We start from the raw sequence: 23,008 nt of genomic DNA on the forward strand, positions 1-23,008 counted from the left end.
CCCGCTACACCTGCGCGTGCGCGCCCACCGTCGAACCGTCCGAACCGACCGGCCACGTCACCTGATCGAGCGCATCGGCGCGCAACGGGGCGGCGGCAATGTCGAGGCGATCGACCGACCGCGGGTCCAGTGCGCTCAGAAGCGGCTTGTGGCGGCCGTTCTGGGACTTCAGTCCCGCGACCGGCGGGCCCGAGGGGGCTTCGGCGGTGCGGAACGCGGCCACTGCGACGACGCGAGGATTCGCTGCGGTGCCAGTGAACTCGAGGGCCGTCCAGATCTCTCCCTGGTCCTGTGACCACACCTCGACCAGGCGCTCCGACAGTCCCGCGTCGGCGGGTATGGCGTAGGCGGCCAGATACCCCTGCTCGTCGCGCATTCCGCGCCACGTCTCCTTGGCCTTCGGCGTCCACGGCGCATTGGCGGTGTCGACGATCGTCGCGTCGAGTCCGAGTTCACGGAGATGATCCGCCAGCCGCCGCCCGACGACCTCGGCGGTGTCATACAGCGGCAGCTGCGGTGAGCGCGCCTGCAGCGCGGCAAGGTTGTCGGTGGCCGCCAGCGTCACGCTGATCCAGGTGCGCCGCGTGCCTGCGCCGTCCAGGTTGGTGAGACGGACCTTGGCACTGCGGATTCCGTATCGCTCGACGTAGCCGGCGACCGCCGCCAGCGGCGCCGTGACTCCCGCGGGCGCCTTGACCGACAGCAGCATCGCCACCTCATCGGATGGCGTCCGCGCGGACCTGCCGTGGTTGCGCCGCCACACCGCCAGCCTCCGCCCGAGCATCGTGGTGAGAAACTCTCCACGCCACCAGGCGAACACGACGAGCACGACGACAACCGCGACGCCGAGTACCCAGCGCTCGAAGGTTGTCTGGAAGGGGTAGGACATCGCGGCCGAGATGATGGCCAACAGTGCCAGGGTGATTCGGGCCGTCATCGGGCCTCCCTCCGATCTGCGGCCTCAGCCGTGTTGTCCTTGCGACGTTGCGTGGCATAGGCCGCGGTGGCCACGGCGACCAGCATGAGGACGCCGGTGCCGATGAACGCAATCGTGCGGGGGGTGGTGTCAGTGACGCTGGGTTCTGCCGGCGCGGCCACAGGTGTGGCTGGTGTCTGTGCGGCGGCACCCAACTCGGCGACGTCCCACGTCAGAGCGGCCACCGGATCCACGAGACCGGCGCCGACCAGGTTCGACGGCGACCGGGCCGCACCATGTGAACTCGCGGTGATCCGATGGACCACCTCGGCAGCACTGAGCTCGGGGAATCTGCTGCGGACCAGCGCGGCGATCCCGGACACATACGCCGAGGCGTAACTGCTTCCGCTGATGCCGAACAGCTGGCCCTGATCGTTGGGCAGCGCGTTGGCCAGTCCGCCACCATCGGCGTTGCTCACCGAGGAGACGTTCTCGCCCGGCGCCGCGACGCCAACCCACGGGCCCGCGGTAGTGAACGCCGACGGTTGACCGTCGGGGGTCAACGAGCCGACGGACAGCACGTACGGCTGCCACCACGACGGTATCGACACCGACGTCACACTCGACCAGTTGCGGGGGTCTTCGGGGCGCGCAAGATCCGACAGCGGGTTGGACGGGCAGTCCGACCCGGCGTTCAGACCGGTGCGGTTGTTACCCGCCGCGGCCACGATGACGACGTCCTTGTCGACCGACGCATAGCGCAGCGCCGCACCGAGTTCCGCCTGGTCGACCATCTTGTCGGCCGGCAGGCATGTCACGGCGGAGATGTTGATGACCCGGGCGCCCAGATCTGCCGCGCGCACGACGGCGCGGGCCAGCGTTGCGATATCCAGCGCCGCCCGGGCTGCGACTGGGTCCTCGCCAGGATTGCGCGGAGCGAACCGGGCCGAGGTCTGGCGGATCGAGATGAGGCGGGCCGCGGGTGCGACACCGGAGAACCCATCCTCACCCGGCTGGCCGGCGATGAGACCTGCGACCAGCGTGCCGTGGCCGTCACAGTCGGTGAGGCCGTCGGTGCTCTCGACGTAGTCACCGCCTGCCTCAACGTTGGGCAGCCGAGGTCCGGGCCGTACGCCCGTGTCGATCACCGCGACCGTCTGGCCCTCGCCGCGGCTGTAACCCCAGGCGCCGCTCAGGTTCAGCAGCGACGTGTTCGGGTTCACCGCACCGGGGTTCGTGCCGGGGAACACGCCGGCGGTGATGCAGTCGCCGCGCTGCGTCATCGGCGCAACCGGTCCCGCCGTCCCTGGTGGCGGCGCCACGTCGGGGGGCACCGTCGGTGGCGTGATGGCCCCTGCCGCAGGACAACTCGTCACCGCGACGGCAACAGACACCGCCAGCGCCGAGATACCGGTACGCAGTCGCGTGCGAGTCACCGATTCAGCACCCAGGCGAACAGACCGACGAGGTAGGCCAGGACGGGGATCAGCGAGGCGTCCAGAGCCGAGGCCAGGAAGCCGGTGAGCCGTCGCATCGGCAGCGAGTAGGTGTCCGGCGACGCGACGACCGGATTCAGCGCGGCGATCGCCCACCCCACGCCCAGGATCGCCAGCGCGATCAATGCCCACCACGCGGCCGTGTAGCGCTCGTCGAGCAGGAACACCACGACCAGTCCCACGGTGACCAGGTAGGGCTGGCTGAGCAGCCACGCCTTGCACGGGGCGGAGTCCCACACCCTGGCCCGCAGTGCGGTACCGAGCGCGGCGGCGCCGAGCACGTACCACGCCCACGGCGAAACACCCTGGGGCACGACCAGTGTCAGCGAACCGGCCACGGACAGCAGGACGCCAGCGGCGATGAATCCGGTCTGGTGTGAGTCGCTGACGCGGACGCGTCGCGGCAGGTCCTCGAGAAGCCGCTGCGAGGGGACCGACGGCGCGGGGTCACCCGGTGCGGGAAGGACGGGTGCCGGGAAGCGGGCCCACAGCGCGGACAGCGAGGCGGCCTGCACGGTGACGATCAGGGCCAGCACGATCAGGATCGCGGCGATCGCCACGGAGTTCAGGCCCCAGATGGCGGCAGCGCCCGCGGTCAGGACCGCGGCCCCACCAACGGCGACGACGGCGGTGAACAGCGCGATCGCCCGCTCCCCGATGGTGATGCTGATGATGGACCACGCCGTGACGCCCGCGGCTGCGAGCAGGATCTGCGCAGCCCCGAACTCTCCCGGCACGGCGAGCGCGAAGGCCGCCGCAACCGGCACGAGGGCGCTCACCGACAGCGCCGTCGCGAGGCGCGGTGAACGAGAGCGGGTCACGAGCGCACCCAGCACCGTCAATGCGGCGAGACCGCTGACAGTGAACAGGCCGGCGTACTCACCGGTGACAACCCGATGCACGCTGGCCACGGCCGTGGCCAGCAGGATCACACCGATCACCGCGATGGCAGCGGCCCGCTCGATGTGCGCAGCACCCCATGGCCTCTCGCGCGCCGCGGAGAAGATCACCGCGGCGTCGGCGATGTCCTCGACGATGCGCGGCGCGGGGGTTCCGACGGGCACGGGCTGCAGTGCGAGCAGATCACCGTCGACGACGCCCACGGTGTCCAGGGTGGCGTCGAGGCTGAACGACGCACCGCCGACCGGCGCCAGCGACAGCACGACGGGCGTGCCGCTGTCGTCGTCGTTGACCTCGGCCTGGTGCGCCATGCGACGCACCGCGGGCAGGATCTCGCGCAGCGGCAGCTCGGTCGGCAGGGCCATATCGGTGATGCGGCCGCCGCTCTCGCCGGTGGCAAGCACCGCGACGCGGACGATCGGCATCACCGACGATCCGGAGGGGGCGGTCACGCCCGGTGTGATGGTGTCGGACATTGCTGATCTTCCGTTCTCTGGTCGAAGTCTCTAATGAGGTGGGCCTCGGGGAACCACTCCCCGTCCGGCAGCGTCGCGGTGAGTCGCTCGACGGCGGCGGCGATGGCCAGCGGGGTGCCCGACGCGAATGTCGACACCCATTCGCCGTCGAATGCCTTTGTGGGGCTCACGACTACGCGCCCCGCGGAGGTGTCGACGACGCTGACGCCGACGTCGGTGCTGACCCGATGACCGTCGCGGTGGTCACCGGCCACGATCTCCACGTAGGTCCGGTCGGGCGCATACGCCGCCTCCACCACGGGCCGTGCCCCGGGCGGGATGCCCAGGAACTCGACGACGTCGGCCAGCGCGGCGCCGTCGCGCAACTGCGCGTCCGCCTTGGCACCGATCCTGACCGGGATGGTGAACTGGTCGAACTGGGCCGGCGAACGTCCGGACAGGCCGGCGGTCAGGACCGGCACCAGTGCCTCGGGGTGGTCGACGTCGAGTTCGGTGAACGTCACCAGCTGACCGTTGCGCAGCGCCACCACCGTGCGGCCGTCACGCCGAGCGACCAAGCCACGCAGCACGTCTCCGCGCGCGGACACAAATCGCAGCTCGAGCCAGCGCCGCGCACGGCATGCCGTCGTGACCCACCGGGCGACCGGCGGGATGACGCCGTCGCCGACCAGCACACCCAGCTCGCTCAGCTCGGCACGGCGATCCGCCTCGAACACTGCGCGCTCGGACGGGTCGGCATACGGCGGCGTGATGGCAAGCACCCACGGAAAGCTCCCGGCACCAACCGATTCCGCGATGAACCAGGCCTGCTCGACGGTCAGCTCGACCGCGTTAACGCCCACTGCTCATCAGGCGCCGACCCACTTGGCGCCCTGGGCCGCGTCACGTGCGCTCATCGACATGGTGTTCATCTCGTGGGTGCTGGCCATCGCCCGGTAGGCACGGACCAGTTCCTCGAGCGAGGTGTTCCACTGGGCCTGCCATGCCTGGTAGGACATCCCGGTGTCACCCTGCCAGCCCGCGGACAGTGCCGCCTGCTCGCTCGCGACATCGGCTCCCACAGCGTGCAGCGCACCCGAGTAGGAGTTCATCTCGGCGGACAGTGCCATCATCGCCGGGTAGTTGTACATGATCTGAGACATCAGATATTCCCTTCAGCTCTGCTCGGCGGTTCAGATGGCGGTGTAGCTGCTGGACGCGGCGGCATCCTCGGCGACGTAGGTGGAGGCGGCGTCACCAATGTTGGCCTGCGCGACGTCGAGCAGCGCGTTCACGCGTGCCGACACCTCGATGAAGCGTGCGTGCGCGGCCTGGAACGCGGCTGCCGACTCACCCATGTGGAAGGCCTGCGACGCCTGGGCCGCCTGCTCGGCCTGGGCGATGGTGCTGCGCATCAGACCGGCCTTCGCGGCGAACGCGCCCTCCGAGGCGATGAGTTGGGGGATGTGAGCATCAAGGAGGCTCATGCTGGTTCCTTTCGGATCGTGGATTGTGTTTCAGGTGACGTGCAGTTGCGTTGTGGCCCTGTTGTGTTCAGATGCGCGGTTGTGTTCAGCTGCGTGATCCCCCCTTCGGATCCCAGTTGCCCGGAAGCATCGGGTCGACCGGGCCGCCGCCATAGGGGTCCTCGGGCAGCTGGGTCAGACCCGCGGCCGCCGACTGGTCGGCGTCCTGCGTACCGAGAGTGCCCCCGAACCCCATCGCCCCCGCACCGCGCGATGACGCGGACACACGCGGTTCGGGCCGGGGTGCGGGCTCCGGCGCATCGGGTTCGGGTTCATAGTCCATGTACGCATCGGCGTAACCGCGCTCCTTCACCGAGGCCCCACGCTTGCGGCGTGCCTTGCGCTTGGCCAACGACGACGCCGCGGCAGCCGCGACAGCCGACGCCGCTATGTCCGAGGCAGGCGCCTTCGCACCGGTGCCCTCACGAAGCGTCGGCGAGGCACCGGGTCCGGGGTCCCCACCGGGAACGATGTAGGGCACCGCAGGTGCCGCGGCGGCCACCGCAGATCCCACACCGGGGGCGGTGCCGCCGGCCACCGAGGTCACCGAGGTCGGCGCCGGGCCAGGCACGGTCGGCGCGACCGGCGCCACCGGCATCTGGCTCTGCACATCGACTCTCGGTGCCGGCGCCTGCGCGGGGACGGCGGCCTCGGCGGGGACGTACGGCGGGAAGTTCAGCAGATCCATGATCTGCCGCAGGTAGGGCACCGCGATACCCAGGCCTATCGCCAACAGGGGCTGCAGTAGAAGTTGCGGGTAGGTCGATAGCGCGCCCACCCACGAGATCGCCTGGTAGGCGAGAGCCAACAGGAACGGCCCGTACTGGACGAGCGTCGGTCCCGGGTTGGTGAGCAGCCCGGTGATCAGGTTGACGGTGTTGCCGATCGGATCCTGGAAGAACTCGATAATCGGCTGCATCAGCGAGTTGGTGAAGTCGGTGTAGGTCTGAAGGATCTGCTGGATGAACTTCAGCAGCTGCGAGAGGATGTCCGAGTTGTTCAGCGCGGCACCGGCATCTCCTCCCTGCGCCTGCGCCATGACCTGCTGGGCGCTGGCCGCTGACGAGCCGGCCTCACCGACCCCCGGGGCCAGCAGCATGGGGGCGGGCGCCATCATCGGCGTCGCGGCCACCGATGCCCCCGCCACGGCCTGATAGGTGGCCATGGTGGTGGCCGCCTGAATCCACATCCGCACGTAGTCGGCTTCATTCAACGCGATCGGAATCGTGTTGAGGCCAAGGAAGTTGGTGGCCAGCAGCACCCCGTGCGTGGCGTGGTTGAGCGCCAACTCCGGCAGCGTCGGCATCATCGCCAGGGCGGTCGTGTAGGAGGCAGCCGCGGTCTCGTGCTGCACCGCGGCGGCCGCACTGTTGGCACTGGCCTGGGCCAGCCACGCCAGATAGGGCGCGTGGGACGCGATGTACTGCTCGGCGCTGGGCCCCTCCCAGGCGCCGGACTGCACCCCCGCCAGCAGCGCGGTCAGTTCGGCCGCCGCCGTGGAGTACTCGACGCTAAGGGCCTGCCACGCCCCCGCGGCAGCGAGCAACGGCCCGGGGCCAGGGCCGCTGCTGAGCAGCCCCGAATGCACCTCGGGCGGTAGCGCCATCCAGACGGGGGCGGTCATGATCGGTCAGCTACCTGCGATGAGGTAGGACGAGGCAGCCATGGCATCACCCGTCGCGTAACTCGTGCCGGACTCGCCGACGCCGATACCCGCGCGGCCGAGCTCTTCCGCGCCCTGGGCCGCGATGGCGTTGTGCGCACTGCCGTGGGCGCTGAACGCCGCGGCGGTCTGCAGCGAGACCGGGTCCGCCGCGGGTGCCAGCACCGCCGAGATCAGGGGTGCCGCCGCCGCATGCGCGGCGGCGAGCTTTGCCGTCAGCGCCTCCACCTGGGCACTTGCCGCGGTGAGACCTTCGGGAACCACGCGCAGAGTCATCAGCTGAACTCCCTTCCTCGGTTAGTGGGTGCCGCCTCGTTGGCGAACGGATTCACCAGTTGAACGAACGTTGCCTCGTCACCATCGTCGAGCAGAATCCCGCGTCCTGCCGGCAGACGACCGAATCGGTGCCCTCGGATCTTCCCGCTGTCCTGCGGGCTGCCCGACAGCATGACCGTTGTCGCCTGCAGTTCGTTGAGCCTTCTCAGCAAAGGTGCCGTCATGATGGCGTGAGCAGAACCCGTGGCGCGAGCGGTGACGATGACGCGCAATCCGAGTTCAGCGGCTTGAGACAGCAGACCGATGAGGCCCGTCCACGGACGCTGTCCCACATAGGGACCGCTGACCGCTGGCGCGTCGGGGATCTGATCGAGATCGTCGATGATCAGGTAATGCGTGTGCCCCTCATACGTCCAGCCGCTGAGCTGCGCCGCAGTGAGTCCGCCCGGCGGCCGACGCTTCTCGAGCAGTGCGGCCAGCCCCAGCATCGCAGGTGTGACGCGGTCGATGTTGGGCGTGTACTCGTTGTCGGGGAACAACGGTTCGTCGACGAGGTGCAGCCTGCGGTCGATCACCGTGAACGCGACGCGGTCCGGGCTGGAGTTCACCCGGATGGTCCGAATCAGGTGACGCAGCAGCGTCGTCTTGCCGGACTTGGAGTCGCCGAACACCATCAGCAACGGGTTCTCCGCGAAGTCGACCGACACCGGCGCCAGGTCCTGCTCGCGCTGGCCGATGACGATCCGCTCCGGCGGCGAGTACAGCGGCCCGAGGGTCTCCGGCGCGAGATCCGCGGGTAGCAGCCGCACCCGCGGTGCGGACAGGCCCGGGTAGCGCGAGTTGACCATTCCGATGGTCTCCAGCGCAGGCTTGGCGAACAGGAAGTGCTCGGCGGCCATGGTGAGGCCCCGGCCCGGCTGGTCGGCAGGCACGCCGTCGGCCGCTCGGCGCAGGGCCCCGACGACACGGACGTTGCTGTCCTGGGAGTCCGACAGCTTGAGCTCGAGCCGCAACCCAAGGCCGTCACGCATGGCCAGCGGGACCTCGAGCCAGTTGGGCGTGGTGATCACGACGTGGATGCCGTACGACAGGCCCGTGTTGGCCAGCTCGGTGACCCTGGCCAACAACGGATTACGCGTGTTGAAGGTGTCGGTGTTGTCCCTGCTGAACGCGTACAGGTTGTCGATGACGAGGAACACCTCGCCGTAGCCGTCGCCGTCATTGCCGTTGCCGGCCCCAGCCCCATTGCCATTGACGGCACGGGCCTGGCGGGCGCGGAGCAGCTGTTCCAGCTCGCCGAACGTCCTGCGGATGCGCTCGGGTTCCAGCGGTGAGGCCACGCTTCCGACATGCGCCAGATCGGCCATCTCACGAAGTTGGCCGCCGCCGTAGTCCAGGCAGTAGAACGTCACGTCACGCGGCGAGTGCAGCGCGGCCGCCGACAGGATGAACGTCTGCAGCGCGGTGGTCTTGCCCGATTTGGGTCCACCGTGGATCAGCACATTGGCACCCGCCGACGTGGCGTCGAACACCAGTGGGTCACGGCGCATCTGGAACGGCCGGTCGATCTCACCGAGCGGCCAGCGCCACTCACGTTCCGGCACACCGGCGCGGTGCAGCAGTTCGGTGAGCGCGATGGGCTCATCGAGCGGCGGCAGCCACAGTGGCGGCGCCTTGGGGCCGTAGTGCGCCAGCTGATCGCCGACGGTCGCGACGAGCTTGCGCGGCGGCAATGCGTCGTGGTCTCCGCCACCGGTGACCACGATCGTGTCGGGGGCGGCCTCGGCATGGCCGGCGGTGAACGGCTGCGGTGTCGGAACAGCGGACACCACAACCGATGTGGGGGTGCGCGGCGGATCGTAGATGCCGTCGACGTAGGTGCTGCGGAACTTCTGCGGCATGGCGCCCGGCGTCGGCACCAGGAAACCCTCACCCTTGTGATCCGGTCCGGATTCGAGGTGGAAGGCGTCCTCCACACCGATGATCTGGCGGCTGATACTGGGGCTGGCCACCTTCAGACCGATCCGGTAGGAGGTGTTCTTGTCGATGTCCTTGATCCGCCCGACATCCAGCGTCTGGGACGCGAACAGGATGTGGATGCGGAACGAACGCCCCTTGCGCGCAACGTAGTCGAACAGCTCGGCGTACTCGGGGTGGTCGGCCAGCATGAGCGAGAACTCGTCGGCCACCACCAGCAGCGTCGGCATCGGCGGCAGGTCATGCCCCGCGTCGATCGCGGCCTCGTACTCCAGCACGGAGTTGAAGGCGCTGCCCTGCACCCGTCGGCCGGCCTCCATCAGGATCTGCTCGCGGCGAGCCACCTCACCACGAAGCGTGTCGGCGAACCGGTCGGCCAGGGACTTCTTCTCGGCCATGTTGGAGATCACGGCGACGACCTGCGGGAAGTTGCGGAAGATGTCCGCGCCCGCCTCGCCCTTGAAGTCGGCGTAGATGACGATCAGGCGTTCCGCCGAGTGAGTGGTCAACAGCGCCAACAGAATCGACATCAACGTCTGCGACTTGCCCGAGCCGGTCATACCGATCATCAGGCCGTGCGGACCCATACCGCCCTCGGCCTCGTCCTTCAGGTCGAAGATCAGCGGTTCACCCGAGGGCGTGACACCGATCGGCACCCGCAGCTCATCGTGCCTGCTGCGCGGCGCCCACAGGTCAGCCACGTCCAGCGCTGCGGCATCAGGGATCCCGAGCAATGTGGTGAATGTCGCGAGGCCCGCGCTATTACTCCTGGCGTGGCGGGGGTTGGAGTCCCACCGAGACAGCCGGCGCGCGAAATGCTGTGCGTCAGCCGTGCCGAGCTGATCGGCGGCTTCGACGTAGGTCTGCCATCCGCCCGACTGCCAGCGCTCGATGCGTCCACCGCTGACCCGCAGGATGGGACGCTCGGGGTCCGCGTACTGCTCGCGGTGCGGCTCCTCGGTGGTCCTGTGCACGATGGTGACACCGGCCAGACCCGACCTGGGCACCAGAATCTCAGGGTCGGCATCCGGGTCGTCAACGATGATCAGCAGGTGCTTGTTGGCCGAGGCCGCGTCGTCGGACCCAAAGGTCTCGCGGTCGTCCAGTGCGGGCGCCAGCACATCGTTCAGTCGGGTGACGCTGGCGGCCAGGTAACGGGCCGGGCCGACGCCGTCGACCTGTCCAGGGACATCGTTATGCGGCAACCACTTCAACCATGACCAGGCATCGTCCTCGAGATCGGGGGTCGCCAGCGCGACGCCGAGCACGGCAGGATCGTGCCATGCGGCCGCCTGCGCGACCCACGCCCGTAGCGCGCCGCGAACCTCGTCGGCGTCACCGAGCACGGTGATCCGGGAGACCTTGGGCAGTTCGATGCCGGTGGGGACGGCTCGAACGGTGCGCTGCACCTCGAGAAGGCTGCGTAATGCGGTGTGCGACACCGGCTCCAGGTCGATCTCGTCGGCAGCGTCCTTCACCCGCATCGTCGCGCTCAGCGGCGCGTCGTGCAGGCCGGCGCGCAGCACCAGGAAGTCGGGGTCGTGGGGATCGCGTTCCCACTGCCGCCGGGTTCCGGGCACCTCGGCCAGCAGTGCGGGGTCGGGGTGCGACCACTCGAGTGCGGCCCGCTGTTCGGCTGCGTGTGCGCGCACGTTGTCCCGCACCACCGTGAGGTAGCGCAGGTAGTCGGCGCGCTCGGCGTCGACCTCCTCGGTCCGCACCTTGCCGTCGGTGCCGCGGTACATCGCGGTGGCAGCGAGCAGCAGCACGAACGGGAAGAACAGCATCGTCGGCGAGATGAGGCGCATACCCGTCGCGAAGAGCGCGACGATCATGCCAACGATGAGGATGACAATCAGGTACGGCAGCACGCGCCGGAGCAGCGACGGGGGAATCACCCGCGGCAGTTCCGGAGGTGGCTCGATGGCAATGGTGCCCTTGCGGGTGGCCGGCACCGGAATGCGGCGGCGGGCCTCGAAGATCAGCCTACTCATGCGCGATACCGCTCCGCTTCTCGCTTGGTCACGGCGCCTCTCTCAAAACTGCGGGACGGGGATCGGGGGCCAGTCCGTCGTGCGCGAGCAGCGCGTCACCACGTGACAGCGTCGGCCCTGCGGCGAACTGGCTCAGCATCGCCCACGGGATGGGCAGGGCTGGCGGTGTGAGACCAAGTGCGGCAACGGTGTTCTGATCGCCGTCCTGGTCGATGCCATAGCGCACGCCGGTGTCGCTGACCCAGAACAGCGATCCCGCCGCCGGGGACGCGGGCTGCTGACGCACATCCTGGCCAACGGTCTGCACCAGGAACCCGGTGCCCGGCGCCAGGATCACGCGGTTGGCGGTCACACCGGCGCCGCCGCCGACGAGTTGCACGGCACGCAGGCCGTCGGCGACCGGAAGTGCTGCGCCCGAGAGCAGTTGCAGCGTGCCACCGGTGGCGTCGACGGGATGGGACCAGTGCGCGCAGGTCAGCGGAGCGGACCCGGCGTCGACGATGGTGATCGGCTCACTCGGGAACGCGTCGACGTCGATGGCCTGGGCCACCGGCAGGCGTGCCACGTCATCGGCGCCGATCTGCGGCGCCTGGCTCAGCCCAAACGAGTTGGTGTTGCGCAGGATTGCGGCCACCACCGGGGAGACGGGCTGAAGGCCGTCCATCAGGACTGCATAGTGCCGCAGCGTGTTATCGGTGTCGAACGCCGTGACAACCGATCCCACCGGCGCGGACACCGGCAGATCGAAGGCCGGCTGCTCGCCCGCACCGACGATGACCGGAGGCGTGAGCGCGGGACCCTCGGGCACCGCGTTGAACAGACCGGGTGCGACGGCACGCGGTTGCGGCAGTTCGGAGTTCAGCCCCAGCGCGCCGGTGACGGCGCGGTCGTTGAGGTCGACCAGGCTGCGTCGTCCGTCCCACAGCAGCCAGGTGCCCGCGTCATTGCGGACCAGCACGGCGCCGGAGTCAGGAAGCACCGATGCGCGTTCGCCACCAGTCTCGACCGGGCCCGCGATGACCGTGACACCGGCAGACGCGCCGGACGCGGCGTCACACACCGTCCAGTCGGCGTTGCGAGCGCTGTTCTGCACCATGCGTTCCGGTGCTCCGGGGATGCCCACCAGGTTCCCGCGGGCGAACTTGTCCAGCTCGCTGCTCTTCACGGTGGTCGGGTTCTCGGCGCGGTTGGCGATCAGGCGCGCAGAGGTCAGGTTCAGCACGGGGTGCAGCTGCTCACCGAGACGCACGTAGAGCGCCGAGGTCTCGCGGTCGGCCAGGATGGCGCTGTCGCCTGCCACGCCCGCGGGCCGGATCAGCGAGAAGATGAAGCATCCGATCACACCGGTGATGAGCACCAGTGCGCCGACGAGCACCGAGCGCGACTGGGTGCGCAACGGGTCGACGAGCATGCGGGTGTCGTGCAGGGCGACCCCAGATGCGATGCGCCGCATGATGAATCGCCAGCCCGACACCTGATGCCGCGTGACGAAGCCGCGTCGGTACTCCACCCGCTCGGGGTTGTCGTTGGCCGGTGTGCGGGATGTGAACGTCCGACGGTCCGGATTCTCCGGGGTGCTCATTCGGGCACCGCCAGGCCAAGGCCGCGCAGCAGCGGAATGGCGGAGTTGTTCACGTCCTGGTCGATGATCGTCATCAACTCGTCGTCGGTGAACTCTTCGACGTCGGAGTGATCGAGCCGGTACTCACGCTCCTCCTCGGAGCGTTCGACGAGGTTACGAACGAAACGGCCGTTGCCCGCGATGTCCAGGCTGCGCCGGGCCACCCCGGCTGCGTCCGGCGTGGTCGCCGTCGCGAGATGGCCGAACAGGCTCTCCATGTGTGTCAGTGCTGCCTTCTCGAAGATGCTGTCGCGCTTCTCGGCCATCCTCATCGCGATCTCGACCAGTTCATGCGACGAGTAGGACGGGAAGTCGATACTGCGGGTGAAGCGGGACCGCAGGCCTTCGTTGGTGTCGAGGAAGTTGTCGAGGTCGGCGCGGTAACCGGCCACGATGACGACCAGCCGGTTGCGGTCGTTCTCCATGCGTGCCAGGAGTGTGTCGATGGCAACCAGGCCGAAGTCGTTCTTGGCTCCGGTGGACACCAGGGCGTAGGCCTCGTCGAGGAACAGCACGCCGTCCAGTGCGCTGTCGATGATGGCGTTGGTCTTGGCCTCGGTCTCGCCGATGTGCTGGCCGATGAGGTCGGCGCGGTGGACCTCGCGGACGGTCTCCTTCTTGAGGATGCCCAGGCCGCAGTAGATCTTCGCGACGACACGCGCGATGGTGGTCTTGCCGGTTCCCGGTGGGCCGGCGAACACCAGGTGGTTGGTCCGCTGCGCGACGGTCAGGCCGCGTTCCTGGCGGCGGATGGCCATCGCCACTGAGGACTTCAGCCTGGCCACCTGGTACTTGACCTCTTCGAGGCCGATGAACTCCGCGAGTTCGGCCTCGGCCTCGATCAGCAGGTGGGCCTTGCGCTCCTTGGCGCCGGGATCGACGAAATCGGTCTCGCCCGGCTCGGTCTCGGGATCCCACGGGTCGGTGCGCGCATCGATGCGGGCGGCGGTGGTGGGCACGATGCCGTAGGACGTGTCCAATAGGGCCTGCTCGACCTGCTCGTGCTCGGGGTTTGCGGCGTAGAGCTCGGCCAGGGTGTCGGTGGCGTCGAGATCCTCGCCCTGCGCGCGCAGGCACAGAGCCTTGGCCAGTGTGCCGTCAACGACGGCGACCTTGACCGGCCCGGTGGACTCCTCCAGGTAGGACAGCGCGGGAGCGAACATGCCAAGCCGGGCCAGCGCGGTACCCAGCGCGATACGCGCAGCGTGCGCGTAGGTCTCGTCGAGCTTCGGGTCGTTGACCACCGGGGTCAGTAGCCGCACGACGTCCTGCCACCGCTCGGTGCGGTAACACATCGCGACCCGCACCCACCGGGCGTTGAGCCAGCTGGGCCGACGGCCGATCAGCTGCTCGACCAGGAGGTCGGCCTCGGCGTGGTCTCCGGCGGCGGACAGCGTTGCCGCGTAGGACAGCTGGAAGTCGTCGGACGTGGTGGCGCGGAACTGCAGATAGAGCCCTGTGTCGTAGTCGAATCCGAGGTCGCCCGGCGCCATCTCGAGTTGGCGTTGCAGCATGCCGGCGGTGCCGACCGTGCGCCACACCGACTCGATGACACGGGCACTGGTGTCACCTGCGGCCGCAAGACCGGTCCAGGCGTCGCAGTGCTCGTGTGCGATGCGGGTCAACTCGACGAACCCGGTGTGTGCCGCCGCGATATCGGCGGGTCGCCGACGTTCGTGAACGGTCAGACCGAGTGCCAGACAACCCGTGGCGAATCGACTCAGAACTTCGCGGTCTATCCGCGCTCCCGCAAGAGTGTCACTACCCATATGCCTCACGGAAGCAACACGCCCCCGACATCTCCTTATGTATGCCTAAGCTAACCCCGCGAAGTTAGCATTGCATAACTTAACTGTCGAGATGCACGGTCCTCTTTGCTCAGGTGACCCAGCTCACCGCTTCGTCGCGCGCACCAGACTGATCGAGCCCGCCATCGGGCCTGCCTCCTGATCATCCAGCGGGATGGGGCGGCCGACTTCTTCGAGATAAGCAGGTAGGGGCGTCGCTTCGGCGGTCCAGCCGCGGTCGCCGAACCACCGCTCAGCGGGGGCGTGCTGCTCGTTGTAGACCAGGGTGAAGAACGTCCCCTCCGCACCGCCGTCGCGTTCCTCAGCCTGCTTTGCTGCGAATATCTCAGCAGGCATCGGGGCACCCTCCTCCACGGCAACCCAGCTGCCCGAATCGGCCAGTTCGTCAATTCCGCTGAACAGTTGCTCCTGCGCCTTGGCGGGCAGGTAGATGAGCAACCCCTCCGCGATCCAGGCCGACGGCCGGGACGGGTCGAAGCCGGCCGCCCGCAGCGCGCCAGGCCAGTCGTCGCGAAGATCGATGGCCACCTCGCGACGTTCTGCCATCGGGCTATCGCCGTGCCGATCCAGCGCTTTGCGCTTGAACTCGAGCACCTGCGGCTGGTCCAGTTCGTACACCACGGTGCCGTCGGGCCACGGCAGGCGGTACGCGCGTGAGTCGAGGCCCGCAGCCAGCAGGACGATCTGACGCACGCCCGCTTCCGATGCCGCGTCGAAGTACTCGTCGAAGTACTTGGTGCGCGCCGCTTGGAACGACACGAAGTGCCCACCGAAGTCGCTCATCAGCTTGTGCTCGGGCGCGTTTCCGTCGAGGAGGTCGGCCCACTCCCCACCGACGGCGCGACAGAAGACCTCGGCATACGGGTCGAGCGAGAGTGGCCGCTCCTTCTGCGCCTCGAGTGCCCGTGCGGCGGCGACGAACAAAGCCGTCGACCCCACGCTCGTCGTGATGTCCCAGGTGTCGCGTTCGTTCTCCTCAGGTCGCATGGCCGCGAGATTACGCGTGCAACCTGACAGCGTCAGACCAGCGGTTTGCCCTGTCGTACGCGGCGATCCAGGTCCTTGAGCAAGACGTTGAACGGGAACTGACGGACAAAGCTGGGCAGCATGTGGTTCACGGTGCTCAGCACCCTGATTACACGGTCGAACCGGCGCTGCCGCTCGTCATCCCAGGGCAGCCGCATCTCGTCACGGAACCGCTGCGGCAGGAAGCCCGTGGTGATGAGCAACGCGAACTCGTCCGACTTGCGCTGCAGTGCGCCAGGCAGTTTCACGCCGCGCATGCGGTTGGCGGCGATCGGGTACAGGTAGTCGCGCACCGCATCGTCGATGTGCACCTGCTCCAGCGAGCGCTGCCAGTACTCGTCGAACGCGGCCCTGTCGGCCGGCCACATCTCCGGCGGCACCTGCAGCGTCGTGCCAAGGCTCATCCCCTCGACGTAGTGCTGGTCGGCCGTCTGCTCATCGAACTCGCCGATGAAGAGCCGGTAGACGTCGACACCACCCTTGTAGAGACACGCGGCGACCCACATCTGCAGGTCCTTGTCGAAGGCGTTGTAGCTCACCGGGCTCTCATCGGTGGAGTACACCTGCGCATGCGCCTTGTTGACCGCGCGGCGGTAGGCGGCCTTCTGCGCATCGTTGCCCTTGGCGGCCACCGCGAGATAGGTGAACGTCGTGCGGGCCCGCTTGATCGGATGCCGGTCGACACGACCGCTCTCGACGCGGCTCTCCTTCACGCCGTAGCCGACACCGGGCCTGGCCAGCTGCATGATGACGTTCGCCGGGCCGGCCAACAGTGCCACTCCCATGAGGCCGTCCTCGAATGTCGCGCCGCGGCGACGGGCACGGGGGGTGCGGGTCCTGGCCGGTGCGCTGACCGCACGTTCGACATGGCTATCGCTGACCGTCATTGGCCGACTCCTTCACCCTGAATGTGAGAACGCGTGTTTCCTGATATTGCAGCGCGGAGTCGGCGGGTGTCAAGATGGAGCGATGGCTCAAGTCCGGCCCTATCGGGGCGTCGAGGCGGCACAGCGTCTCGCCGACCGCCGACGGCAGTTCATCGAGGCCGGCCTCGACCTGCTCGGCGCTCCGGCGGAGAACGGCGCACTCCCCGAGCTGACGGTGCGCGCGGCGTGCAGGCAGGCCGGTGTCGCGACGCGCTACTTCTATGAGGCCTTCACCGACAAGGATCAATTCGTCGGCGCGGTGTTCGACACCGTGATCGCCGAACTCGCGGCGACGACGCAGGCCGCCGTCGCCGCCGCTCCGGCCGCCGAACAGAACCGGGCCGGTATGGCCAATATCGTCCACACCATCGCCGCCGACGCCCGGATCGGCCGACTGCTGTTTAGTGCCCAGCTGTCCAACGCCGTCGTGGCGGCCAAGCGCGCGGAGTCAGGCGTGCTGCTGGCGACGCTCTACAGCCATGAGATCGGCACCGCACTGCACATCAACCGCGCGGAGCGGACCAGCCAGAAGGGAATGGCGACAGCGCACTTTGCCGTCGGCGGTGTGGGCCAGACCATCAGCGCCTGGCTCGCGGGTGACTTCACGCTGGAGCCCGAGGAGCTGATCGATCAGCTCGCCGCGATCCTCGACGCGTTCACCGATCCGCGCCTGCACGGCTAGGTCTCAGTTCGCGGCCACAGGTGGCCGGCGGTCGGCCTGCGTGCGCGGCACCGTCGTGGTGTCCGCAGGGGTGAACTCCTTGGTCCAGCAGGCGAACTCGAGGGTGATGCCGTCCGGATCCTGGAAGTAGAACGACCGCACGTACACACCGGGGTGCAGCGTCGCCGAGACCTGCATGGGGCTCTCATCGTGGTTGAGGATGGGGCCGACCCGAACGCCCTTGTCCTTGAGCCGCTGCCGATACTCGTCGAACTTCTCGGCCGGGACGTGGAAGGCGAGGTGGTTGAGCGACCCAACGGCGCTGACGATCTCGCCGATACCGGGGATGGCAGCGGGCGCGGTCACGCCCGGCACCCCGTCCGGTGCCTCGGCGAACCAGAAGAAGGCGACGCAGTCGCCGTTGCCCGCATCGAAGAAGAAGTGCTGTCCCATACCGTTCGGGAGATCGAGCGACTTGACCAGCGGCATGCCGAGGATGCCCGAGTAGAAGTCGACGGTCTTGCTCATATCGGCACACACCATGGCCACATGGTTGATGCCGCCGAACTCGAACTCGGCGTTGGGATTGGCCGGCTTGATCATCGCGCGCCTCCTCGATGGGCCCTGAGGTCTGGTCAAGATCAGAATCTGAATCTAACATCAGATTCAGATGCGATCAATGGATTTGGGAAGGCCGCCCTTGACCGTCACACCCCGCGAACAGCTGCCCACGATCCGCGGGCGGCAGACGCAGGCTGCGATCGACGCGGCCGCGCGAACAGTCATCGCGCGCAAGGGGATCCTCGCCACCACCATCGCCGACATCGCCACCGAGGCGGGCCGCTCCACGGCATCGTTCTACAACTACTACGACTCCAAGGAGGCGATGGTCCGCGAATGGGCGGTCCGCTTCCGCGACGAGGCCCGCGACCGCGCCCGCTCCGCCGCCGAGCCCGACCTGAGCAACCGGGAGCGGGCGCACCGGGCGGCCGCCGCGCACTGGCACACGTACCGACACCGCCTTGCCGAGAGCATCAGCGTGTCGCAACTGGCGATGGTCAGCGACGACTTCGCCCAGTACTGGGCCGAGATCTGCGAACTGCCGATAAGTCTCGTCACCTCGATGGTGCACAGCGCTCAGCAGCAGGGCTTCTGCCGCGACGACGACGCCCACCTCGTAGCCGTCGCTCTGGTGTCGATGTTGAACCAGTTCTGCTACACACAACTCAGTGGCGATGGCGCCGCCAAAGTCGATGACGAAGCCTGCATCACCACGCTGGCGAACGTCTTCTACCGGACTATCTATTACAAGGGAACCAGCCACTACAAGGGGACCAGCCACTACCAGGGGGACATGGATAGATGACAAAGACATCGGGGGTGACGCCCGGCGTCACACGGGACTTCATCGGGGTCGACTCGCCGTCGGCCCGCCGGGCCGGCTCGGGTGGACATCCCTGCCAGGGCATCTACTACCGCGGCGTGGGCCGAAAGCCGAAGGTGGCCATGATTGCCACCCACTATCAGATCGACTTCTCCGAGCACTATCTCGCGGACTACATGGCCACCCGCGGGATCGGCTTCCTCGGCTGGAACACCCGGTTCCGCGGCTTCGAGAGCAGCTTCCTGCTCGACCACGCGCTGGTCGACATCGGCGTGGGCGTGCGCTGGCTCCGCGAGGTCGCCGGGGTGGAAACCGTTGTGCTTCTGGGCAACTCTGGCGGCGGCTCCCTGATGGCCGCGTACCAGGCGCAGGCCGTCGACCCCCACGTCGTACCGCTGAGCGGTATGCGACCGGCCGCGGGACTGACAGAGCTCCTGCCCGCGGACGGCTATGTGGCGAGCGCGGCACATCCGGGCAGACCCGAGGTCCTCACGGCGTGGATGGACGGCGCCGTCGTCGACGAGGCCGATCCGGTCGCAACCGATCCCGAACTCGACCTGTTCGCCAAGCGCAACGGTCCCCCCTACTCGGCCGAGTTCGTCGACCGCTACCGCACCGCGCAGATCGCGCGCAACCACGCCATCACCGACTGGGTCGAGACCGAACTCAAACGCGTACGTGCGGCTGGCTTCTCGGATCGCCCCTTCACCGTGCACCGCACCTGGGCCGACCCCCGCATGGTGGATCCCACCCTCGAGCCCACCAAGCGTCCGCCCAATTCGTGCTACGCCGGAGAACCCGCGAAGGCCAACCGCTCGGCGCACGGTATCGCCGGGGCCTGCACTCTGCGGGGCTGGCTGGGAATGTGGAGCCTTCGACACGCCCAGACGCGCGCCGAACCGCACCTCGCGCGCATCAAGAGCCCCGCGCTCGTCATCAACGCCGAACAGGACACCGGCGTGTACCCCTCCGACGCACAACGCATTCACGACGCGCTGGCGAGTACGGACAAGGCGTTGCACGCCATCGACTCCGACCACTACTTCACCACACCGGGTGCACGCAGCGAGCAGGCCGACTTCATCGCCAAATGGATCGCAAAACGGTGGCACTGAGAGTACTGGCCCACTTCACCCCGGGTGAGCGGGTGCTTGAGTACATTGCACCGCAGTCTGATTGGATCGACGTCCGGTTCTGCGCCGAGGACGACGATGACACCTTCTATCGCGAGCTACCCGAGGCCGAGGTGATCTGGCACGTCCTACGCCCCCTCTCGGGCTCGGACGTCGAGCGCGCCGCGCGATGCAAGCTGATCCACAAACTGGGCGCGGGCGTCAACACCATCGACGTCGACACCGCCACGCGCAACGGCATCGCGGTGGCCAACATGCCCGGCGCCAACGCGCCGTCGGTCGCCGAGGGCGCCGTGCTTCTCATGCTCGCGGCGCTGCGTCGGCTACCCGAGCTCGACCGCCGCACCCGCGAGGGCCGCGGCTGGCCCTCGGACCCCACGCTGGGTGAGACGGTGCGCGATATCGGCAGCTGCACCGTCGGCCTCGTCGGCTACGGCAACGTCGCCAAGCGGGTGGAGACGATCGTGACGGCCATGGGCGCCGACGTCCTGCACACCAGCACGCGCGATGACGGGCAACCCGGGTGGCGACCGGTTCGCGAGCTGCTCGCCGAAAGCGACATCGTCTCGCTGCACCTGCCCCTGACCGATCAGACCGAGGGGCTGATCGGCGTGGACGCGCTGACCGCCATGAAGCCAGACGCCGTGCTGGTCAACACATCACGCGGGCCGATCGTCGATGAGCAGGCACTGCTGGACGCACTTGCCGGCAATCGGATCGCCGCCGCGGGCCTCGATGTCTTCACCGAGGAACCGGTCTGCGCCGACAACCCGCTTCTCGCGCTGCCCAACGTGGTGGCGACGCCACACGTCGCCTGGTACACCGCCGACACGATGCGGCGTTACCTGGCCGAGGCGGTCGACAACTGCGCCCGCCTGCGCGATGGCCGCGACTTGGTGAACCTGGTTAACGACCATCCTGTCCGCCGCGCCTGAGCGCCCGAGTACCCTCGTTCCCAACCGACCGGTTAATAGAGGAGGCAATGAATGCCCATCGCAATCCTGTCCGAGCACACTGACCTGGCCGAATCGGTACGTTCGTTCATCGAACGAGTGGCACCGTCTGAGGTGCTGCACGAGGCGTTGGAGACGCCCATCGCCAATCCGCCCTCGTTCTGGTCCGCCGCCGCCGAGCAGGGTCTGCAGGGTGTCCACCTGTCCGAGGCCGTCGGCGGCCAGGGCTTCGGCATCCTCGAACTCGCCATCGTGCTCGCCGAGTTCGGCTACGGCGCCGTCCCGGGTCCGTTCGTGCCGTCGGCCATCGCGAGCGCACTGATCTCGGCCAACGACGCGCAAGACAAGCGCCTCGAGGGGCTGGCCTCCGGCGAGGTCATCGCCGCCTACGCCATTGACTCCGGCCTGACCGCCACCCGCCAGGGCGAGAGCCTGATCATCCGCGGCGAGGTGCGGGCCGTGCCTGCCGCCGCGCAGGCATCCCTGCTGGTGCTGCCCGTCGCGATCGACGGTGGCGAGGAGTGGCTGCTGCTCGACGCCGACCAGGTCGGCATCGAACCCGTTGAGAGCGTCGACCCGCTGCGCCCGCTCGCGCACGTGCAGGCCGACGCCGTTGAGGTCGGCGACGACCGCGTGCTGTCCAACCTCAGCCGCGTCCAGGCGCGCGCCCTGATGTCGACGCTGCTGTCGGCCGAATGTGTCGGCATCGCCCGGTGGGCCACCGACACCGCCGCCGAGTACGCCAAGATTCGCGAGCAGTTCGGGCGCCCCATCGGCCAGTTCCAGGCCATCAAGCACAAGTGTGCCGGGATGATCGCCGAGACCGAGCGCGCCACCGCCGCGGTGTGGGATGCGGCGCGCGCCATCGACGAGTTCAGTGGCGGCAACGCCGACAGCGCCTACGAGTTCGCCGCCGCCGTCGCCGCCACGCTGGCGCCCGTCGCGGCCCAGCACTGCACCCAGGACTGCATCCAGGTGCACGGTGGCATCGGCTTCACCTGGGAGCACGACACCAACGTCTTCTACCGGCGCGCGATCGTGCTGGCCGCCAGCTTCGGCCGCGCCGCCGACTACCCCCAGCAGGTCGTCGACGTCGCGACGAGCACAGGCATGCGTTCGATCGACATCGACCTGGATCCCGACACCGAGAAGCTTCGCGCCGAGATCCGTGCGGAAGTGGCTGCGCTGAAGGAGATTCCGAGCCAGGAGCGCACCACCGCGATCGCCGAGGGCGGCTGGGTGCAACCGCACCTGCCCAAGCCGTGGGGCCGGGCGGCCGCCCCGATCGAGCAGATCATCATCGCGCAGGAGTTCTCCAGCGGGCGGGTCAAGCGGCCGCAGATGGGCATCGCCGCCTGGATCATCCCGTCGATCGTGGCGTATGGCACCGACGAGCAGCAGCAGCGCTTCCTGCCGCCGACATTCCGCGGCGAGATGATCTGGTGCCAGCTGTTCTCCGAGCCGGGCGCGGGCTCTGACCTCGCCAGCCTGACCACCAAGGCGACCAAGGTCGACGGTGGCTGGCGCATCACCGGACAGAAGATCTGGACCACCGGCGCGCAGTACAGCCAGTGGGGCGCGCTGCTGGCCCGTACCAACCCGTCCGCACCGAAACACGCTGGTATCACCTACTTCCTGCTCGATATGAAGGCCGAGGGCGTCGAGGTCAAGCCGCTGCGGGAGCTGACCGGCAACGCGATGTTCAACACCGTCTTCATCGACGATGTGTTCGTCCCCGACTCCATGGTGCTCGGCGAGGTGGACCGCGGATGGGAGGTCAGCCGCAACACACTGACCAACGAGAGGGTGTCGATCGGGAGCAGCGAGCCGCCGTTCCTGGCCAGCCTCGACCAGTTCGTCGAGTTCCTCAAAGAGGGCCACTTCGACCAGATCGAGCAGAACCACGCGGGCCGGCTTATCGCCGAGGGCCATGCCGCCAAGCTGCTCAACATGCGCTCGACACTGCTGACGCTCGCCGGTGGCGACCCGATGCCCGCTGCCGCGATCTCCAAGCTGCTGTCGATGAAGACCGGCCAGGGCTACGCCGAGTTCGGGGTGTCCTCGTTCGGCACCGACGCGGCGGTCGGCGATAAGGAGCAGCCCTCCGGCAAGTGGGCCGAGTACCTGCTGGCAGGCCGTGCGACGACGATCTACGGCGGCACGTCCGAGGTGCAGCTCAACATCATCGCCGAGCGTCTGCTGGGCCTGCCGCGCGATCCGTAGCCTCTCGCCTCCCCCGTCGAGTTCTGCACCATCGTCGTAGTTGTACCCAGATGGCTACAGTGGTGCAGAA

General features: G+C 68.3%; 19 protein-coding genes. 5 read left to right on the forward strand and 14 right to left on the reverse strand.

Annotated features, from left to right (window positions below):
- Window positions 1-4: 4 nt before the first annotated feature.
- The 13 genes from eccE to ABIA65_RS32295 form a co-directional block, all read right to left on the reverse strand.
- Window positions 5-937, reverse strand: coding sequence for a type VII secretion protein EccE (gene eccE / locus ABIA65_RS32235; protein ID WP_354526118.1), 933 nt, complete (start codon window positions 935-937; stop codon window positions 5-7).
- Window positions 934-2,352, reverse strand: coding sequence for a type VII secretion-associated serine protease mycosin (gene mycP / locus ABIA65_RS32240; RefSeq protein WP_502919646.1), 1,419 nt, complete (start codon window positions 2,350-2,352; stop codon window positions 934-936). Before mycP ends, eccE begins: the two co-directional genes overlap by 4 nt.
- Window positions 2,349-3,788, reverse strand: coding sequence for a type VII secretion integral membrane protein EccD (gene eccD, locus ABIA65_RS32245; protein WP_354526119.1), 1,440 nt, complete (start codon window positions 3,786-3,788; stop codon window positions 2,349-2,351). Before eccD ends, mycP begins: the two co-directional genes overlap by 4 nt.
- Window positions 3,761-4,630: an ESX secretion-associated protein EspG gene (locus tag ABIA65_RS32250; RefSeq protein ID WP_354526120.1), complete on the reverse strand. Its 870-nt coding sequence runs from the start codon at window positions 4,628-4,630 to the stop codon at window positions 3,761-3,763. The genes eccD and ABIA65_RS32250 overlap by 28 nt, the downstream gene beginning before the upstream one ends.
- A gap of 6 nt (window positions 4,631-4,636) precedes the next feature.
- Window positions 4,637-4,930, reverse strand: a complete 294-nt coding sequence (locus tag ABIA65_RS32255; RefSeq protein WP_241401427.1) for a WXG100 family type VII secretion target — start codon at window positions 4,928-4,930, stop codon at window positions 4,637-4,639.
- 30 nt (window positions 4,931-4,960) lie between these two features.
- Window positions 4,961-5,254 (reverse strand): type VII secretion protein EsxS, encoded by a 294-nt coding sequence (locus ABIA65_RS32260; RefSeq protein ID WP_241401428.1) that lies wholly within the window; start codon window positions 5,252-5,254, stop codon window positions 4,961-4,963.
- An 85-nt stretch (window positions 5,255-5,339) separates the two neighbouring features.
- A complete protein-coding gene (locus ABIA65_RS32265; RefSeq protein WP_354526121.1) occupies window positions 5,340-6,917 on the reverse strand; it encodes a PPE family protein in 1,578 nt (525 codons plus the stop codon).
- Between the two features lie 6 nt (window positions 6,918-6,923).
- Window positions 6,924-7,232 (reverse strand): PE family protein, encoded by a 309-nt coding sequence (locus tag ABIA65_RS32270; RefSeq protein ID WP_354526122.1) that lies wholly within the window; start codon window positions 7,230-7,232, stop codon window positions 6,924-6,926.
- Window positions 7,232-11,203 carry a type VII secretion protein EccCa gene (gene eccCa, locus ABIA65_RS32275; protein WP_354526123.1) on the reverse strand — a complete coding sequence of 1,324 codons (3,972 nt, stop codon included), beginning with the start codon at window positions 11,201-11,203 and terminating at the stop codon, window positions 7,232-7,234. Before eccCa ends, ABIA65_RS32270 begins: the two co-directional genes overlap by 1 nt.
- Before the next feature lie 28 nt (window positions 11,204-11,231).
- Entirely contained in the window at window positions 11,232-12,785 is a 1,554-nt protein-coding gene (gene eccB / locus ABIA65_RS32280) for a type VII secretion protein EccB (RefSeq protein ID WP_241401432.1), read from the reverse strand.
- Window positions 12,782-14,593 carry a type VII secretion AAA-ATPase EccA gene (eccA, locus tag ABIA65_RS32285; RefSeq protein ID WP_354526124.1) on the reverse strand — a complete coding sequence of 604 codons (1,812 nt, stop codon included), beginning with the start codon at window positions 14,591-14,593 and terminating at the stop codon, window positions 12,782-12,784. The genes eccB and eccA overlap by 4 nt, the downstream gene beginning before the upstream one ends.
- A 123-nt stretch (window positions 14,594-14,716) precedes the next feature.
- Window positions 14,717-15,619 (reverse strand): class I SAM-dependent methyltransferase, encoded by a 903-nt coding sequence (locus tag ABIA65_RS32290; protein ID WP_241401434.1) that lies wholly within the window; start codon window positions 15,617-15,619, stop codon window positions 14,717-14,719.
- Between the two features lie 32 nt (window positions 15,620-15,651).
- Window positions 15,652-16,545, reverse strand: coding sequence for an oxygenase MpaB family protein (locus ABIA65_RS32295; protein WP_354526125.1), 894 nt, complete (start codon window positions 16,543-16,545; stop codon window positions 15,652-15,654).
- 82 nt (window positions 16,546-16,627) lie between these two features.
- Here ABIA65_RS32295 and ABIA65_RS32300 point away from each other — a divergent pair, with 82 nt between their 5' ends.
- Window positions 16,628-17,266: a TetR/AcrR family transcriptional regulator gene (locus ABIA65_RS32300; RefSeq protein ID WP_354526126.1), complete on the forward strand. Its 639-nt coding sequence runs from the start codon at window positions 16,628-16,630 to the stop codon at window positions 17,264-17,266.
- A 3-nt stretch (window positions 17,267-17,269) separates the two neighbouring features.
- On the opposite strand, the gene ABIA65_RS32305 is transcribed toward ABIA65_RS32300, so the two are convergent.
- Window positions 17,270-17,848 (reverse strand): VOC family protein, encoded by a 579-nt coding sequence (locus ABIA65_RS32305; RefSeq protein ID WP_241401437.1) that lies wholly within the window; start codon window positions 17,846-17,848, stop codon window positions 17,270-17,272.
- A gap of 97 nt (window positions 17,849-17,945) precedes the next feature.
- Between ABIA65_RS32305 and ABIA65_RS32310 the strand changes: the two genes are divergently transcribed.
- The 4 genes from ABIA65_RS32310 to ABIA65_RS32325 are packed head-to-tail and all read left to right on the forward strand — an operon-like array spanning window position 17,946 to window position 22,938.
- On the forward strand, window positions 17,946-18,611 hold the full coding sequence (locus ABIA65_RS32310) for a TetR/AcrR family transcriptional regulator (RefSeq protein ID WP_354526127.1): 666 nt from the start codon (window positions 17,946-17,948) through the stop codon (window positions 18,609-18,611).
- Window positions 18,608-19,744, forward strand: coding sequence for an alpha/beta hydrolase (locus ABIA65_RS32315; protein WP_241401439.1), 1,137 nt, complete (start codon window positions 18,608-18,610; stop codon window positions 19,742-19,744). The genes ABIA65_RS32310 and ABIA65_RS32315 overlap by 4 nt, the downstream gene beginning before the upstream one ends.
- Window positions 19,720-20,697 carry a 2-hydroxyacid dehydrogenase gene (locus ABIA65_RS32320; RefSeq protein ID WP_354526128.1) on the forward strand — a complete coding sequence of 326 codons (978 nt, stop codon included), beginning with the start codon at window positions 19,720-19,722 and terminating at the stop codon, window positions 20,695-20,697. The genes ABIA65_RS32315 and ABIA65_RS32320 overlap by 25 nt, the downstream gene beginning before the upstream one ends.
- A 51-nt stretch (window positions 20,698-20,748) precedes the next feature.
- Complete coding sequence (locus ABIA65_RS32325) at window positions 20,749-22,938, forward strand: acyl-CoA dehydrogenase family protein (protein ID WP_241401441.1); 2,190 nt, start codon at window positions 20,749-20,751, stop codon at window positions 22,936-22,938.
- Window positions 22,939-23,008 lie beyond the last annotated feature (70 nt).

Source organism: Mycolicibacterium sp. 624 (genome assembly GCF_040548615.1).
Lineage (GTDB): Bacteria > Actinomycetota > Actinomycetes > Mycobacteriales > Mycobacteriaceae > Mycobacterium.